The organism is Agrobacterium genomosp. 13 str. CFBP 6927 (assembly GCA_900012615.1).
In the GTDB taxonomy this organism is placed as follows: Bacteria; Pseudomonadota; Alphaproteobacteria; order Rhizobiales; family Rhizobiaceae; genus Agrobacterium.
Genome location: LT009757.1, coordinates 1,134,744 through 1,150,350, shown reverse-complemented (window position 1 = coordinate 1,150,350; position 15,607 = coordinate 1,134,744). Strand labels below are relative to the sequence as shown.

The window sequence follows — 15,607 nt, the reverse complement described above, 5'->3', positions numbered from 1 at the left end:
TCCCGCTCTTGCCGGGGACGCCCTTTGATTGCCGGAGAACGTCCGAATGATCGCCAGCCAGCTCGCCCTCGTCTATGGCACCTATCTCATCGCCACCGCCAGCCCGGGGCCGAGCAACCTGGCGATCATGGCGACGGCGATGCGTGACGGCCGCTTGCCGGCGCTCGTCCTGGCCGCAGGCGTTATCACCGGCTCGCTCTTCTGGGCGATCCTTACGGCGACCAGCCTGTCCGCCGTGCTCACCACCTATGCCCAGGCGCTTTTCGTCATCAAGATCGTCGGTGGCTTCTATCTGCTGTATCTCGCCTTGCGCGCCGGCAGATCGGCCCTGAGGCCGGCCCACGACATCGCGCGCACGAATGCCGGGCGTGCAAGGCCGCGCTATCGGGCGCTCTACCGGCAGGGCCTTCTCATGCATATCGGCAACCCAAAGGCCATCCTCTCCTGGATAGCGATTATGTCGCTGGGGTTTCGCGCGGAAGGGTCAGCCGGCATGCTGCCGGCAATCATTGGCGGCTGCGCAGTCCTCGGTATCATCGTATTCGGCGGCTATGCCCTGCTCTTTTCTACGGCCTCGATGGTTGCGCTCTACACCAGATTGCGGCGCTGGATCGAATCCGTGCTTTCTGCCGTGTTTGCCATTGCTGGCATTAAACTGCTTGTCTGGCAGGGCTGAACGCCCCAACCCTCTCCACGACCACCACCCATTGATTCAAACTGAAAGAGCGATGTTATGACCTTTACACTCCATATGATCGATGTGTTCAGCGCCGGTCCGCTTTCCGGCAATCCGCTGGCGGTCGTCACCGGCGCCGACAATTTGACGACGGATGACATGCAGCGACTGACGCGGTGGTTCAATCTTTCCGAAACCACATTTCTGCTGCCGCCGACGCATCCAAAGGCTGACTACCGGGTCAGGATATTCTCGCTGGACAGGGAGTTGCCCTTTGCCGGACACCCCACATTGGGCAGCTGCCATGCCTGGCTCTCCGCCAAGGGTACGCCAAAAAACGAAACGGAAATCGTGCAGGAATGCGGTGCGGGGCTGGTCACGATCCGGAATGAGCATGGACGGCTTTCCTTTGCCGCCCCGCCTCTGATCCGTTCCGGTGCACCAACGCCGGCTGAACTGGAAGAGGCACTGCAGATCCTGCGCATCGACGCGCGCGACATTGTTGATGTCGCCTGGGTCGATAATGGTCCCGGCTGGCTGGGGATCAGACTTGCTTCAGCAGAAAAAGTGCTTGCTCTTGACCCGGCCCGCAGCTGGCACCGGCATATCGATATCGGCGTGGTGGGTCCGCATGCGACAGGCGGCGAGACCGCCTTTGAGGTCCGCGCTTTCTTCAGCGATCATCTGGGCACTATCGCCGAAGATCCCGTCACCGGAAGTCTCAACGCCTCGCTGGCGCAATGGCTGTTTGCCACGGGCGTGGTAAAGCAGGACTATATCGCCGCGCAAGGCACACGCCTTGGCCGGAACGGCCGCATTTACCTGACACGCGACGATGCCGGCCAGATATGGGTCGGCGGCGAAACGCACACACATGTCGAGGGCCGGTTGCAAGGCCTTTGAAAAGACAGATGAAAACGAGGTGACTGGATGGACAGCAGCGTTTACCGCCCGATTTCCGAACGCGTCTTGGCAGATGATTGGGGACGGCTGACCAAATATGAATATGAACTCCGGCTCAGAGACGGAAGCTGGCAGCGGCAGACCCGGGAGGCCTATGATCGCGGCAACGGGGCGACATGCCTGTTGTATAATCCCGCGAACGACCACGTCCTGCTGACGCGCCAGTTCCGGCTGCCGGTTCTTTTGAACGGCGGCCTGAAATCACTGATCGAGACACCGGCGGGACTGCTGGAGGGCGCAGAGCCTGCAACACGCATGCGTGCGGAACTGATTGAGGAGACCGGTTATGAGGTTTCCGAACTCACGCATCTGTTCGATATCTATATGAGCCCCGGATCGGTCACGGAATATCTGGCCTTTTTCCATGGCGAATATGCCGAAAAACACAAGGTCGGCGCGGGCGGCGGCTCCGCTGCCGAAGGAGAGGATATTGATGTGCTGGAAATCGCCCTTCCCGAGGCGATGCGGATGATTGACCGTGGCGAAATCCGCGATGCAAAGACGATTATTCTGCTCCAGCATCTTGCCCTTCGGCTTTTGCAGGAAAAGCACGGCCTGCGCTGATCCTGACCCGGATAATAAAAAGGGGCCAATCGGCCCCTTTTCCAATTCAAGCTTTGCCTGGACGATTGATTGTCAGGAAGTGCCGCACGACCGGTCTTTCCAGACCCGAGTGATAGGCGAGTACCTTGCCCTGTAGATCCGCATCGGCATTGGAGACCCGCTTGTGCTGTCGCAGGTGCTCGGCCCAGGATTCTACCATGAACCATTCGACGATCTTCTGCGGATCAGCGGAATCTTCGGTCACACCCCAGCCATAGGCGCCATCCCGTCGACGTTCCTGGGACAGCTCGTCAAGCGCATGCAGGAATGCGCTGCGATGATGCTTTTCGACATTGTATTCGATCAGTATCAGAACCGGGCCACGGTCATGGGCCACCGGCTCGGCAACGAGCGGCTCGGGCCAATGGTTGGAAGGCACCATATCCGCATCTCCGGCAGGCAGCTTCAGACGATGCATGACGAGACCGGCGACGAACAAACCAGCAGCGCCAATCAGCAGGGTTCCCGGCACGCCCGCCGCTTCGCCAACCGCACCCCAGCCGATGCTGCCCGCCGTCATGGCGCCATTAAAGACGGTGAGATAGACCGCGAGGCCACGACCGCGCACCCAGTTCGGAAGAATTGCCTGAGCAGCACCGTTCAGCGTCGTCAGCGCCGTGATCCATGCGCCGCCAAGGAAGAGAAGGATGATGATGGCAAGCCATTTGGGCGGAGCAAGCGACAATCCCGCCATGACGAGTGCGGTAATAAGGGCTGCCCCCAGAAGCAAGCCATCAGCATCGAAACGTGCGCGCAGTTTCGGCATGATCAACGCGCCGCCGATGGCGCCGGCACCGACCGCGCCAAGCAGGATGCCATAAAAGCTGGCATCTCCGCCGAGCAATTGCCGGGCGACCAGAGGCAACAGTGCCCAAACGGCACTGGCAAAAGCAAAGAAGATCGCGGCCCGCAGCAGGACGACATGCAACGGCCGGCTGGCGCGGGTGTAACGAAGGCCCGCCCGGAATGCCCCGAAGAAACCTTCGGCCAGTGCATCATTGGCGTTCTTCGCCCTTGGCCACCATAAAAGCGCGGCGATGACCACGAAATAGCTTGCGACATCGGCGCCATAAGTGAATGCCGCGCCGAAAGCCGCGAGCAGGATGCCGCCGGCGGCGGGACCGATGGAGCGGGCGATATTGATGCCCAGCGAGTTCAGCGCCACGGCGCTCTTGATATCCTCACGCTTCACCAGTTCCGGCACGATGGCCTGCCAGGTCGGCCCCATCAGCGCCGCACCAATACCGCCGAGGAAGGTGAGCCCGATCAGCGCGCTGACGGACAACAGGCCGGTATGGGAAAGAACCATGAGGGTGACGCTGACCGAGGCCAGCAGAAGCTGCACGGCGATCAGGAACTTGCGGCGGTCGAGAATATCGGTCAGCACGCCGGCCGGGATCGCCAGAAGAAAGATCGGCAGGGTTCCGGCCGCCTGAACCATGGCGACGGCCGCCGGCGAGGCCGAAAGATCGGTCATCAGCCATGAACTGGCGACATCGCGCATGAAGCTGCCGGTATTGCCAAGCACCGTCGCCGCCCAGAGGACCGCGAAAACCGGTTGTGCAAGGGGAGCAAAGCTGCTCGCAGAGGACTTTGCGGCACTCATTTGCCTGTTCCTTTCGTGAGATCGATTGCAGCGACGATAATGAAGGCACCGGCAAGGCCAAGATGCTCGAAGAAGGCGTTGGTGGCCATCATGCGGTCCATGCCGGGCGCCATTTCCCAGAAGCGAAGAGCGATGAAGGTGGCCAGAAGCGTGAAGCCCGCAAGCGCCAGAGCGCCGGCCCAGCGCAGAAAGCCCGACACCACCAGAGCGGAGGCGGTAAGCTCGAACAGGATGACGACGACAGCGAATGCGACCGCCGGCTGAAGGCCAAAATGGCTCATCTCGGCAATCGCGCCGGGGAAGTCGAAGATCTTGGTCAGCGGCCCCTGAATATAGGCCGAGCAGAGCGCCAGAAGCGCTAGGGTTTTCGTTACTGGCGCGGCAACGATATCGGCGAGAAGCCCGCGAGGGCGGAGGGTTGAAGATGGCTCGGTCATTTTTGCTCCTGCGATCTAGCCGGTCGGTTCGAGCGGCGCTGCGTTCATCTGATGGAGCGATATTGGCGCAAAGGATTATCGCCAACAATTGCATCAATAGTTTCTATATAATTGCGTATTACGCAATATTCTTGAGCAGGCCGGGCAGCGGCGATCCGCTGCCCGGTGGATTTTTCCGCTGGCCGGGCTCAGACTGCCCAGCAGGAGCAGCCCAGCGCTCCGAAGAAGCCCTTCAGATCGGCAATCGGCAATTTCGACGTCCATGCACCGGCATGGTCATGGCCGTGAACGCCGCAATCATTGGCGCAGCCGCAAGATGTGATGGCTGCGCGTCTGAGCGAGTTCTTTCCAGCGCCCTGCGGCTCTCCCCAGGCGGCATAACCGCCGAAGGTTCGCACAGGCGACCAGTCGGGCATCGCCGGCGGAATATTGCTTTCATCCAGCGTCCTGAAGTCGCCGGCGCCATAAACGACCTTGCCGCCCACCATGGTCAGTTCCGAGGTGAGGAAAGAAATCTCATCTTCCGCGCAGGAGAAATAATCCTTGTCCGGCACCACGAGATCGGCGAGCTGGCCTTTTTCGATGCGGCCCTTCTTGCCTTCCTCGTTCGAGAACCAGGTGACTTTTTCGGTCCACATGCGCAGCGCCGTCTCGCGGTCGAGGCAATTGGCGCGCGGATAAAGCTGCATGCCGCCGACCGTCTTGCCCGTCACCATCCAGAACAGCGACACCCAAGGATTATAGGAGGCGACGCGCGTTGCATCCGTGCCGGCCGAAACGTTCACGCCCTTTTCCAGCATTCGCGCAATCGGCGGTGTGGCTTCCGCCACGCCCTGGCCATAACGCTCGACGAAATATTCGCCCTGATAAGCCATGCGGTGCTGGGTTGCGATGCCACCGCCAAGGGCGGCAATTCGGTCGATGGAGCGGTCGGAAATGGTTTCGGCATGGTCGAAGAACCAGTTCAAGCCTTCAAGCGGGATATCCCGGTTGACCTTTTCGAAAACATCCAGCGCTCGCGAAATCGTCTCGTCATAGGTGGCGTGCAGACGCCAGGGCCAGCGGTTTTCCGCCAGAATCCGGACGACGTCTTCGAGCTCGCCTTCCATTTCCGGCGGCATGTCCGGGCGCGGCTGGCGGAAATCCTCGAAATCGGCAGCGGAAAAGACCAGCATTTCGCCTGCGCCATTGTGCCGGAAATAGTCGTTGCCCTGCTTGTATTTGACCGATGACGTCCAGTTGAGGAAATCCTCCTTCTCCTGTTTCGGCTTCTGCGTGAAGAGATTGTAGGCCAGCCGAACCGTCATCTGGTTCTCATCCGACAGCTTCTGGATCACCTCGTAATCGTCAGGATAATTCTGGAAGCCGCCGCCAGCATCGATCACGCCGGTCACGCCCAGCCGGTTCAACTCACGCATGAAGTGGCGGGTGGAATTGACCTGATAATCAAGCGGCAGCTTTGGCCCCTTGGCGAGCGTCGAATAGAGGATGCCGGCATTCGGCTTGGCCAGCAGCAGGCCGGTCGGATTGCCGTTCGCATCGCGGGTGATCTCGCCGCCGGGCGGGTTCGGCGTGTCCTTCGTATAGCCGACGGCGCGAAGGGCTGCGCCATTCAGCAGCGCCCGGTCGTAAAGATGCAGCAGGAAGACCGGCGTATCCGGCGCTACCGCATTGATTTCCTCGATGGTCGGCAGGCGCTTTTCGACGAACTGATGTTCGGTGAAGCCGCCGACGACCCGCACCCATTGCGGCGCCGGGGTGATCGCCACCTGACGCTTCAGCATGTCCATGGCATCGGCAAGTGAGCGCACGCCGTCCCAGCGCAGTTCCATGTTGAAGTTCAGGCCGCCGCGAACGACGTGGGTGTGGTTGTCGATCAGGCCGGGCAGAACCCGCTTGCCCTTCAGATCGATGATCTTCGTATCCGGTCCGGCAAGGGCCATGACCTCGGCGTCGCTTCCCACCTCCAGAAACAGGCCGTCCTTGATGGCGACTGCCGTTGCATTCGGATTGCCGCGGTCGAGCGTCGTGAAGCGGCCATTGTGAAGGATCGTATCTGGATGCATGGAAGAACCTCCGGTCTTGATGGGATCAGCGGCCTTAGCCGGTGAAAACAGATTCGGAAAGGCAAGGCTCGAAGCCGCGCCAAGAAAGGTGCGTCGTGTCGGCATCAGCCTCTCTCCCGCTCGATCGGCTGTTTAACTTCGGCGAGACCCGTGGTTTCAGCGCCACCCTTCGGCATATGGCCGAACATGTGCGGCTTGATCTGGTTGATCCACGAAACGACGGCCGGTTCCTTGCCGGCGATCGTCTTCGCGAAGGGAATGATCTGCTCGCCAACCAGGATGCCGAGCAGGCCGACGAGAGCGATGACGGGCGGTGCGGGAGAACGCACATTGAGCAGGCTGTAAACGATGCCGACCAGCAGGCCGGCGCCAAGGGACAGAAGATAGACTTTCATGGGAACCTCCTCGATGGGTGAAAGCCGCACCGGGCTGGATGGCGATCCTGCCGGTGCGGCGCGGTTGAAAGCTTATTTCTTGGCCGGGTTGGGGCCGATGCGCTTGCCGTGTTTGACGCGCTCTTCGCCTCCGTGGACATGGGTGACGGCATAGTCGATGCCCATGCCGTAGGCGCCGGAATGTTCCTTCACCAGCGAGGTGACGGCGTCATAGGTTTCCTTGCGTGCCCAGTCGCGCTGCCATTCGAGCAGCACCTGCTGCCAGGTGACTGGAATGATGCCGGCCTGCACCATGCGGTCCATGGCATATTTGTGCGCATCGACGGAGGTGCCGCCGGAGGCGTCCGCCACCATATAGATCTCGTAATCCGCGACATCATGGAGCGCGGAGAGCGCAAAGGTGGTGTTGCACACTTCCGTCCAGAGACCGGAGACAACGATCTTCCTGCGGCCGGCCGCCGCATTCTTCGCCAGCGCATCGCGAACATTCTGGTCATCCCAGGAGTTCATCGAGGTGCGCTCGAGGATATCGTTCTCGGGGAATACCGCGAGCAGTTCCGGGAAGGTGTTGCCGGAGAAGCTTTCCGTTTCGACCGTGGTTATGGTCGTCGGGATATTGAAAATCTTTGCCGCCTTGGCGAGGCCGACGACATTGTTTTTCAGGGTCTGACGGTCGATCGACTGCACACCGAAAGCCATCTGCGGCTGCTGGTCGATGAAGATGAGCTGGCTGTTGGCGGGGGTCAGGACTTCGAGCTTGGACATTTTCGTTTCTCCGTTCTGGTGGTGATTGCCGATCTGCGGCGGTGGAAATTGACAAGGCTTCGCCAATCGGCTGCCCGGCACGGGCAGCCGTCTTGAAAAGGCGCGGAAGTATCGATCAGTGGGCGTGGATTACACGCCCGGTTTATGCAGCGAGAGGAGCGAGATTTGCCTCGATCTGGTTGCGGAACGGCTCATAGCGGTTCGGCAGCTTGAGTGCTTCGCCGAGATGCGCCGTATCCTCGTCCCGGTCGAAGCCGGGTTCGTTGGTGGCGATCTCGAACAGGATGCCGCCCGGTGTGCGGAAATAGATCGCCCAGAAATAATCACGGTCGATAACGGGGGTAACCTGATAGCCGGTATCCATCAGCGCCTTGCGCACTTCGAGCTGCTTTTCGCGGTTTTCGACTGCGAAGGCGATATGGTGGACAGAGCCTGCTCCCGGACGGGCAAAGGGCGTCTTTGGCAGGGTTGCGAGATCGATCGTATCGGCCCCGTTGCCCCCGGGAACGATGAAGCGCGTCACATTGCCTTCGACTTCTGCCCGTTCATATCCCATGAAGTGAAGAAGTTCCTCAGTCGCGGCCGTGTCGTTCAGATTGAAGCGCGCGCCGGTGAAACCACGTATGGCGTTGTCTTCGGAAATACCCTCAGCCAGCCAGGCAGCACGGGCGTCATCAGCTGTTTCGATGAGTGCAAGGCCATCGCCATCGGGACCGGTGAAGCGCAGGCGATTGGCGCCAAAGACCGTGTCGGCTTGAATGCCGGTGGCAGCCTTGGCACTCAGACGCTCCTTCCAGAAGCCCAGCGAACCCTTCGGAATGGAGAACTGGGTCTCGCCCACTTCGCCGACGCCGGGACGACCGGCCATCATGTTGGCAAAGGGAAAATAGGTCATGACCGTGCCGGGCGTTCCATTTTCATCCCCGTAATAGAGGTGATAAACACTGGGTTCGTCAAAGTTGACGGTCTTCTTCACCCGGCGGAGCCCGAGCGTTTCGGTGAAAAATCTGTTGTTCTGCCTGGCATCCGACGCCATGGAAGTGACGTGGTGCAGACCCTTGATATCCTTGATCATGGCCGGAGCCTTTCTTGCTGGTGTGTCCGTTTCGATGACAAAGATGTAACCCGCTTGATTGCATCGCGGAATTGCAATATTTCTCTTGAATGAATTGCAATTTTTGAAATAATCGGATGAACGATCACAAAGCTCTCAAAACGTTTCTGATGGCCGCCGAAAAGCGCAACTTCGCGCAGGTCGCCCGCGAACTGGGCATGACGGCCGCCGCCGTCACCCGTGCGATTGCCGCGCTTGAAGATGATCTGGGTGTGCAACTATTTGTCCGTACCACCCGTCAGGTGTCGTTGACGACGGATGGCGCTGTCTTTGCCGCGCAGATTCAGCCGGCGGTCGAGGCGCTCGAAAATGCACGGCGCGATGTCCGCAATGCCCATAAGGCCGACGAAGGGCGGTTGCGGATCAGCGCGCCAACATGGCTCGGCAAGACGGTGCTGCCGCCAATCCTGTCCGGCTTCCGCGAACTCTATCCGAAAATGTGCTTCGAGATTTCCCTCTCGGACGGCCTCGTCAACATCGTTGACGACGACTACGATCTCGCGATCCGCATCTCGTCGGCCCCATCGGACAAATTCACCATCTGGCGCAAGATCAGGGCCGTGCCGCGAATATTGGTGGCGGCACCGGGCAGTCGGTTTACGCAGATGGAACATCCAAGCGAACTGACCCCTGACGATTGCCTTGCCTATAGCGGCGAAAGCCGGCGGGAGAACTGGGCACTCTCGGACGGCGGATCGAGCATTACCATCGCGGCCGGTCGCGCATTCAGCGCCAATAATGGCGAGGTGCTGGCTGATATGGCGGCGGATGGCGCGGGCGTGGCCATGCTGCCGGGATTTCACATCGCCGAACATATTTGCAGCGGCCGGCTCGTTCATGTCCTGCCAGGCTGGGCACCGCCGGAACTCTGGTTGACGCTCTATTATCCGCCCTATCAGGCCCTGCCACCCCGCATCGCCACTTTTTCGAAATTCTTCGAGGAGCAGCTGCCGGCCTATATGGTGGCGCTGGAGTAGGCTTCGGGATCGGCATTCCCCTGCGCGCACTTGCATCGCACGCTACTCGAGCAGCGTCTCGACGAGCGCGCGGGTAGCCGCAGAAAGGCTTTTATGGGGAACATAAAGGATCGAGAACGGGCGCGAGCGACCTGACGCCTGCGGCAAAAGTTCAACAAGGCTGCCGCGTTCGATCCGTTCGCGCACAATGAAATCATAGGTCTGGCAGATGCCCATGCCCGCCTCGGCCAGGGACATGACGCCCAACACGTCCTCAGAAACCTCGATCGTGCCTTGCGGCATCCAGTCGATATCTTTACCATCAACTGAAAACAGCCAGGCGCCGGGGCGGCCGGTACTGGGCATGATGAATGGAAGGCATTGATGCCGACCCAGATCGTCGACCGAGTGTGGCATACCCATGCGTTTGATATAGGCAGGGGAGGCAACCAGACGCAGCGGCGCATCCTCCAGCTTGCGGCCGACAAGCCCGCTGTCGGGAAGGTGACCGAGACGGATGGCGATATCATAACCCTCGGCGACCAGATCGGCGTTCCGGTTTGAAATACTGACTTCGATCTGCACCTTCGGATGAAGGGTGGCGAAGCGCGCCAGTTTTTCCGGTAGCCGGAAATGCCCATAGGTCGTGGAAACACTGATGCGTATGCGCCCGCCCAGCGGGCCATCCCGCCCCTGCACCGCCCTCTCTGCATCGCTGATTATCGTGAAAGCCGCTCGAGCCTGTTCCAGATAGGCAAGGCCTGCCTCGGTCAGGCTGAGACGCCGTGTCGTCCTCCGCACCAGTTGCGTTCCCAGACGCGTTTCGAGGCGCGTGATCGCCCTGCTGAGGACCGATGGCGTTGTGGAGAGCGCCACCGCACCGGCGCTGATCGACCCTTTGTCGATAACGGTGACAAAAGCCTCCACGTCACCGAGATAATCGAAACGCCGCATGATTACATCCTCCCGAGAACAAATGATTTACACAAGGTCATGTTTATCGCCTTCGTCAGAGAGAATAAATCCTCTTAATCGAATGCATGCGGCCCCGCCGCCGATGATATCAGCCACCCCAGGAGACAGACATGAAACTGATCCGTTCGCTTGCGGCAACGCTTGCACTCATCTTCGCCGGCGCGCAGGCCGAAGCTGCCAACATCCTCGTCGTGCTCTCGGACGAAAATCATCTTGACCTCAAGGATGGCAAGGTTTTCAAGACAGGTTTCTATCTCAATGAACTGATGCAGCCGGTAAAAGCCTTTCTCGACGCCGGCCACGAGGTGACCTTCGCAACGCCGAAGGGCAAAATCCCGGCCGTCGACAAGACCTCAATCGACAAAATGTATTTCGGCGGAGACGAGGCCGCCATGCGCGCGGGCGAAGCCCTGCTTGCGGAACTGAAGATACTGGATGAGCGTGCTTCACCTGTCGTCAGCCTCTCGCGCATCAAGCAGATCGGTTATGATCATTTCGACGCGGTCTATGTTCCGGGCGGACATGCCCCCATGCAGGATTTGCTGGTCAGCCCCGAACTTGGCCCGCTTCTCCGGCAGTTTCACACGGAGGGAAAGATAACGGCGCTGATGTGCCATGGGCCGATTGCCCTGATGTCCACCCTGGACGATGCCGCTACATTCAAAGACGACCTGGAGACCGGTGCGACCCCGAAGACCCCCGCCGACTGGATTTATGCTGGATACAGGGTCACCGTCTTCAGCAATGAGGAAGAAGAGATGGCCAAGCCGTTGCTTGGCGGCGGTGAGATGAGGTTCTATCCCCAGGATGCCCTGCAGCAAGCCGGCGCGATTTTCGTCAGCAACAAGACGGCCTTCGAACCGAACATGGTAACTGACCGTGAATTGATCACAGGCCAGAACCCGGCAACCGCAAATCAAGTCGCAAGCGAAATCCTCAAGCGTTTGAAAACAAAGATGTGACGGCCGTCGGTTGGAGAGAAAACTCATCCAGCCGAGCACATTCACTATCCGGCTAATCTTCTGCTTTGACTGCAATGAGGTCGTCCCAACCGGAACGACCTCATTGGCAAATCTGCCATTCAGGCGAGCACGTCAGACAGAGCTCTCCCGCAAGCACCCGGCATCAGTCTGGGCTCCAGACACCCCGGTAATCTTGGATACCTCCAGACCAAAGCTGATCAGATAACCCACCAAGCTGATCAACGCGGCTTGACTCACCAAAACACAACAGATATGTCATAACCACATCTGATATCTCAGTTTGGTAATTGATATGTCTAACCCAGTCGAATTTCCATCGCTGCCATTGTCCGAACTCGTCACCCCGCAAGATCTGCCGGCTGACGGGAACATGACCAATCGGATTCATGCCCTGCTTCGCAAATTGATTGTCGAGGTAAAGCTTCTTCCGGGACGGGCGCTGTCGGAAAAGGAGATCGCGGCGCTGCTTCACGTCAGCAAGACGCCCGTGCGCGAGGCGATCATCCGTCTTTCTGAGGAAGGTTTCGTGACTGTCGTGCCGCAGGGCGGCACCTATATCTCACCGATTGACGTTCAGCGTTACATGGAAGCCTGCTTCATCCGGTTCAAGCTGGAAGAAGGCGCCGTCATAGAGGCGACAAAGCGGCATTCGCTTGAAGATATCGCCCGTCTGAAAACCTGTATTTCCCAGCAGCGCACGGCAGCCGAAGACGAGGAATTCACGGACTTCTTCCTGCTGGACGAAGAGTTTCACCGCACGATCTTCGCAGCAGCCCGCCTTCCCGGCGCCTGGAGCGTCGTCAATCAGGCGAAAGGTGAAATGGACCGCATGCGCCACCTGAAGCGCGTCTTTGCAGTTCGCCGCACCGAAAAGGTGATCGGGGAGCACGAGGCAATCGTAAGCGCCATCGAGTCGGGCGATGTCGAGGCCGCACGCGAAGCCGTCCAGCGCCATCTCGGATCACTCGAAACCAAGATCGCAGAACTCTCCAGAAACCCGAAGATCTGGACCTTCATCGAACAGGTCAACACGCGCGTCACGAGGAAGCGCGCTTCACGGGGGTCGAAGACGCCTGACTGAACATTCAAGGCTTTTGAGGAGGGGCCTTTCATGTCTGCAGTTCAAATCAACGATGTCGTCAAGCGCTACGGCGCTCTCGAAGTCGTCCATGGTATTAATCTTTCCATACAGCCGCAGGAATTCGTTGTCCTCGTTGGTCCCTCGGGATGCGGAAAATCCACCACGCTGCGCATGCTTGCTGGGCTGGAAGACATCTCGGACGGCACCGTTTCAATGGACGGCCGGGTGGTCAACAAGATCGCCCCGAAAGACCGCGATGTCGCCATGGTGTTCCAGAACTACGCGCTTTACCCGCATCTGAGCGTCGCCGATAATATCGCCTTCGGCCTGCGTGTCCGGGGCGAGAAACGAGCCGCCATCGACAAGGCCGTTGCGGAAGCCGCCCAGATACTGGGGCTCACCGAATATCTGGCCCGCAAGCCGGCTGATCTTTCCGGCGGCCAGCGTCAGCGCGTCGCCATGGGTCGCGCCATCGTGCGCAGGCCGAAAATCTTCCTTTTTGACGAGCCGCTCTCAAACCTCGACGCCAAGCTGCGCACCCACATGCGCGCCGAAATAAAGCTGCTGCACAAGCGGATGCGGGCCACCAGCATCTATGTCACCCATGACCAGGTCGAGGCGATGACGCTCGCCGACCGCATCGTCATCATGAATGGCGGCCATATCGAGCAGGTCGGCTCACCGATGGAGGTCTTCCTCGAACCGGCAAATACGTTTGTCGCAAGCTTTATCGGCTCGCCGCCAATGAACCTTCTTGATGGAACCATCGAGAAACGGGATGGCAGCGTGAAGGTTGTGCTTGCGGGCGGTTCCGGCCAGCGCTTCAGCATTCCCGAAGCTTTCGCGAAGAACGCCACGGAAGGGCAGCCGGTCAAACTCGGCCTGCGGCCGGAAATCATGTCGGTAGAGACCGAAGAGCGTCGTGAAACATTAAATTGCAGCATCGACCTCGTGGAGCCGCTGGGTGCGGAAGCGCTCCTGCATGGCACGGCCGATGGCCAGCCATTTATCGCCAAGGCCGAAACACTCTATGGCGACCATACTCTGAACGGCGTCAGCCGCCTCGGCATCGATACCGCGCGCATCCACGTCTTCGATGCGGCGACCGGCAGATCGCTGAAGGCGAGAGGTGGGGCGCAGGCATGAAACAGGGTTTTCAGGAACGCCTCCACAATCTTCAGGAAGATATGCGCCGCGACTGGCAGCTCTATCTGCTGCTGGCGCCGATGCTCATCTGGTTTGCGGTCTTCCTCTACAAGCCCATGTACGGGCTGGTCATCGCATTCCAGGATTTCTCGATTTTTCGCGGTATCGAAAAAAGTCCCTGGGTCGGTTTTGCGAATTTCGTCGAACTCTTCCACAATGACATGTTCGTGCGCTCCTTCTGGAACACCATCAAGATCAGCGGCCTTGGACTGATCTTCGCCTTTCCGGTCCCCATCATTCTGGCCCTGATGTTCAACGAGGTTCAAAATGGTGTCGCGCGCCGCTGGGCTCAGACGGTCGTTTACCTGCCGCACTTTATTTCGGTGGTGATCGTTGCCGGCATCGTCATCAATTTCCTGTCGCCATCGATCGGCATCGTCAATCTTCTGCTGAAAGGCCTTGGCTTTGAGCCGATCTACTTCCTGACCCAACCGGAATGGTTCCGCCCCGTCTACATCGGCTCATCCGTCTGGAAAGAGGCAGGCTTCGAATCCATCGTCTATCTCGCCGCCATCGCCGGCGTGAGCCCGACGCTTTATGAATCCGCCCGGGTGGACGGCGCGTCGCGCTGGCAGATGATGTGGCGCATCACCCTGCCCTGCATCCTGCCGACAATCGTGATCATGCTGATCATCCGCATCGGCAATCTGGTCGAAGTCGGGTTTGAATATATCATCCTGCTTTACCGCCCATCCACCTATGAGACGGCGGACGTCGTTTCCACCTTCATCTACCGCACCGGCCTGCAGGGCACCCAGTATGACCTGGCCACGGCCGCCGGACTGTTCAACGCCGTCATCGCTTTCGTTCTCGTCTATTCGGCAAATCGCATCAGCCGAAAAGTCTCGTCGACATCGCTGTGGTGAGGAGCTGAAACATGGCTAACTTCAATCTCTATTCCCGCGGCGACAAGATTTTCGGCTGGGCAAACGCCATTCTTCTCGGCTTGTTCGTCCTGTCGACGCTCTATCCCTTCATTTACGTGCTTTCGGTCTCGCTCTCCTCGGGCGCCGCCGTCACCGCCGGCCGCGTCACGCTCTGGCCCGTCGATGTCACGCTTGCCGCCTATGACCGGGTCTTGTCCGACAGGATGTTCTGGGTCGCCTATGGCAACACCTTCATCTACACCTTCGGCGGCACGCTGATGAGCCTGCTGATCATGATCCCCGGAGCTTATGCTCTCTCGCGCAAACGCCTGCGCGGCCGCACCTTCTTCAACATAGCCATCGCATTTACGCTCTGGTTCAACGCGGGCATGATCCCCTTCTTTCTGAACATGCGCGACCTTGGACTTCTCGACAGCCGCTTCGGCATCATTCTTGGCTTCGCGGCCAACGCCTTCAACGTCATCCTGCTGCGCAATTTTTTCGAAGCCGTGCCGAAATCCTTCGAAGAGGCCGCCAAGATGGATGGCGCCAGCGAATTGCAGCTGCTGTGGAAGGTGTTCATTCCACTGTCGAAACCCGCCATCGTCACCGTTGCGCTGTTCTGCATCGTCTCGCGCTGGAACGGCTATTTCTGGGCCATGGTGCTGTTGCGCGGCGAGGAAAAGATCCCGCTTCAGGTCTATCTGAAGCGCGTGATTGTCGATCTGAACTCGAACGACGAATTCGCCTCGAGCCTGCTCACCGCCCACTATTCGTTCGAGACGGTGACGTCAGCGATCATGATCGCTTCAATCATTCCCGTCCTCATCATTTACCCCTACGCGCAGAAGTATTTCACCAAAGGAATTCTGCTGGGCGGAGTGAAAGAGTAGCAGCACAAGGGAGGAGAACCTG

General features: G+C 59.3%; 16 protein-coding genes. 9 read left to right on the top strand and 7 right to left on the bottom strand.

The window, feature by feature from the left end:
- Nucleotides 1-46: 46 nt before the first annotated feature.
- Genes AGR13A_RS19595 through AGR13A_RS19585 form a run of 3 tightly spaced genes read left to right on the top strand, consistent with a single transcriptional unit; the run spans nt 47 to nt 2,203 of the window.
- The gene (locus tag AGR13A_RS19595) at nt 47-676 is read left to right on the top strand and encodes a LysE family translocator (protein ID WP_080838792.1); all 630 of its coding nucleotides are present in this window, start codon (nt 47-49) and stop codon (nt 674-676) included.
- Nucleotides 677-733: 57 nt separating this feature from the next.
- Nucleotides 734-1,579, top strand: coding sequence for a PhzF family phenazine biosynthesis protein (locus AGR13A_RS19590; protein WP_080838790.1), 846 nt, complete (start codon nt 734-736; stop codon nt 1,577-1,579).
- A 27-nt stretch (nt 1,580-1,606) separates the two neighbouring features.
- Nucleotides 1,607-2,203 (top strand): NUDIX domain-containing protein, encoded by a 597-nt coding sequence (locus tag AGR13A_RS19585; RefSeq protein ID WP_080838788.1) that lies wholly within the window; start codon nt 1,607-1,609, stop codon nt 2,201-2,203.
- 46 nt (nt 2,204-2,249) lie between these two features.
- Here AGR13A_RS19585 and AGR13A_RS19580 read toward each other — a convergent pair whose 3' ends face one another.
- From AGR13A_RS19580 to AGR13A_RS19555, 6 genes are all read right to left on the bottom strand, one after another.
- Nucleotides 2,250-3,848: an MFS transporter gene (locus AGR13A_RS19580; protein ID WP_080838786.1), complete on the bottom strand. Its 1,599-nt coding sequence runs from the start codon at nt 3,846-3,848 to the stop codon at nt 2,250-2,252.
- Nucleotides 3,845-4,285 (bottom strand): DoxX family protein, encoded by a 441-nt coding sequence (locus AGR13A_RS19575; protein WP_080838783.1) that lies wholly within the window; start codon nt 4,283-4,285, stop codon nt 3,845-3,847. The genes AGR13A_RS19580 and AGR13A_RS19575 overlap by 4 nt, the downstream gene beginning before the upstream one ends.
- A gap of 188 nt (nt 4,286-4,473) precedes the next feature.
- Nucleotides 4,474-6,456, bottom strand: coding sequence for an amidohydrolase (locus AGR13A_RS19570; RefSeq protein WP_080838781.1), 1,983 nt, complete (start codon nt 6,454-6,456; stop codon nt 4,474-4,476).
- Nucleotides 6,456-6,746 (bottom strand): XapX domain-containing protein, encoded by a 291-nt coding sequence (locus AGR13A_RS19565; RefSeq protein ID WP_080838779.1) that lies wholly within the window; start codon nt 6,744-6,746, stop codon nt 6,456-6,458. Before AGR13A_RS19565 ends, AGR13A_RS19570 begins: the two co-directional genes overlap by 1 nt.
- Nucleotides 6,747-6,818: 72 nt before the next feature.
- A complete protein-coding gene (locus AGR13A_RS19560) occupies nt 6,819-7,511 on the bottom strand; it encodes a hydrolase (RefSeq protein ID WP_080838778.1) in 693 nt (230 codons plus the stop codon).
- 142 nt (nt 7,512-7,653) lie between these two features.
- The gene (locus AGR13A_RS19555; RefSeq protein ID WP_080838776.1) at nt 7,654-8,586 is read right to left on the bottom strand and encodes a VOC family protein; all 933 of its coding nucleotides are present in this window, start codon (nt 8,584-8,586) and stop codon (nt 7,654-7,656) included.
- 116 nt (nt 8,587-8,702) lie between these two features.
- Here AGR13A_RS19555 and AGR13A_RS19550 point away from each other — a divergent pair, with 116 nt between their 5' ends.
- Nucleotides 8,703-9,602: a LysR family transcriptional regulator gene (locus AGR13A_RS19550; RefSeq protein ID WP_080838774.1), complete on the top strand. Its 900-nt coding sequence runs from the start codon at nt 8,703-8,705 to the stop codon at nt 9,600-9,602.
- Between the two features lie 42 nt (nt 9,603-9,644).
- On the opposite strand, the gene AGR13A_RS19545 is transcribed toward AGR13A_RS19550, so the two are convergent.
- A complete protein-coding gene (locus AGR13A_RS19545; protein ID WP_139786098.1) occupies nt 9,645-10,535 on the bottom strand; it encodes a LysR family transcriptional regulator in 891 nt (296 codons plus the stop codon).
- Nucleotides 10,536-10,666: 131 nt separating this feature from the next.
- Here AGR13A_RS19545 and AGR13A_RS19540 point away from each other — a divergent pair, with 131 nt between their 5' ends.
- From AGR13A_RS19540 to AGR13A_RS19520, 5 genes are all read left to right on the top strand, one after another.
- A complete protein-coding gene (locus tag AGR13A_RS19540) occupies nt 10,667-11,518 on the top strand; it encodes a type 1 glutamine amidotransferase domain-containing protein (protein ID WP_080838770.1) in 852 nt (283 codons plus the stop codon).
- A 313-nt stretch (nt 11,519-11,831) separates the two neighbouring features.
- A complete protein-coding gene (locus AGR13A_RS19535; protein ID WP_237681201.1) occupies nt 11,832-12,620 on the top strand; it encodes a GntR family transcriptional regulator in 789 nt (262 codons plus the stop codon).
- Nucleotides 12,621-12,650: 30 nt separating this feature from the next.
- A complete protein-coding gene (locus tag AGR13A_RS19530) occupies nt 12,651-13,766 on the top strand; it encodes an ABC transporter ATP-binding protein (protein WP_080838767.1) in 1,116 nt (371 codons plus the stop codon).
- Complete coding sequence (locus tag AGR13A_RS19525; RefSeq protein WP_080838762.1) at nt 13,763-14,692, top strand: ABC transporter permease; 930 nt, start codon at nt 13,763-13,765, stop codon at nt 14,690-14,692. Before AGR13A_RS19530 ends, AGR13A_RS19525 begins: the two co-directional genes overlap by 4 nt.
- An 11-nt stretch (nt 14,693-14,703) precedes the next feature.
- Nucleotides 14,704-15,585: a carbohydrate ABC transporter permease gene (locus AGR13A_RS19520; RefSeq protein WP_035223884.1), complete on the top strand. Its 882-nt coding sequence runs from the start codon at nt 14,704-14,706 to the stop codon at nt 15,583-15,585.
- Nucleotides 15,586-15,607 lie beyond the last annotated feature (22 nt).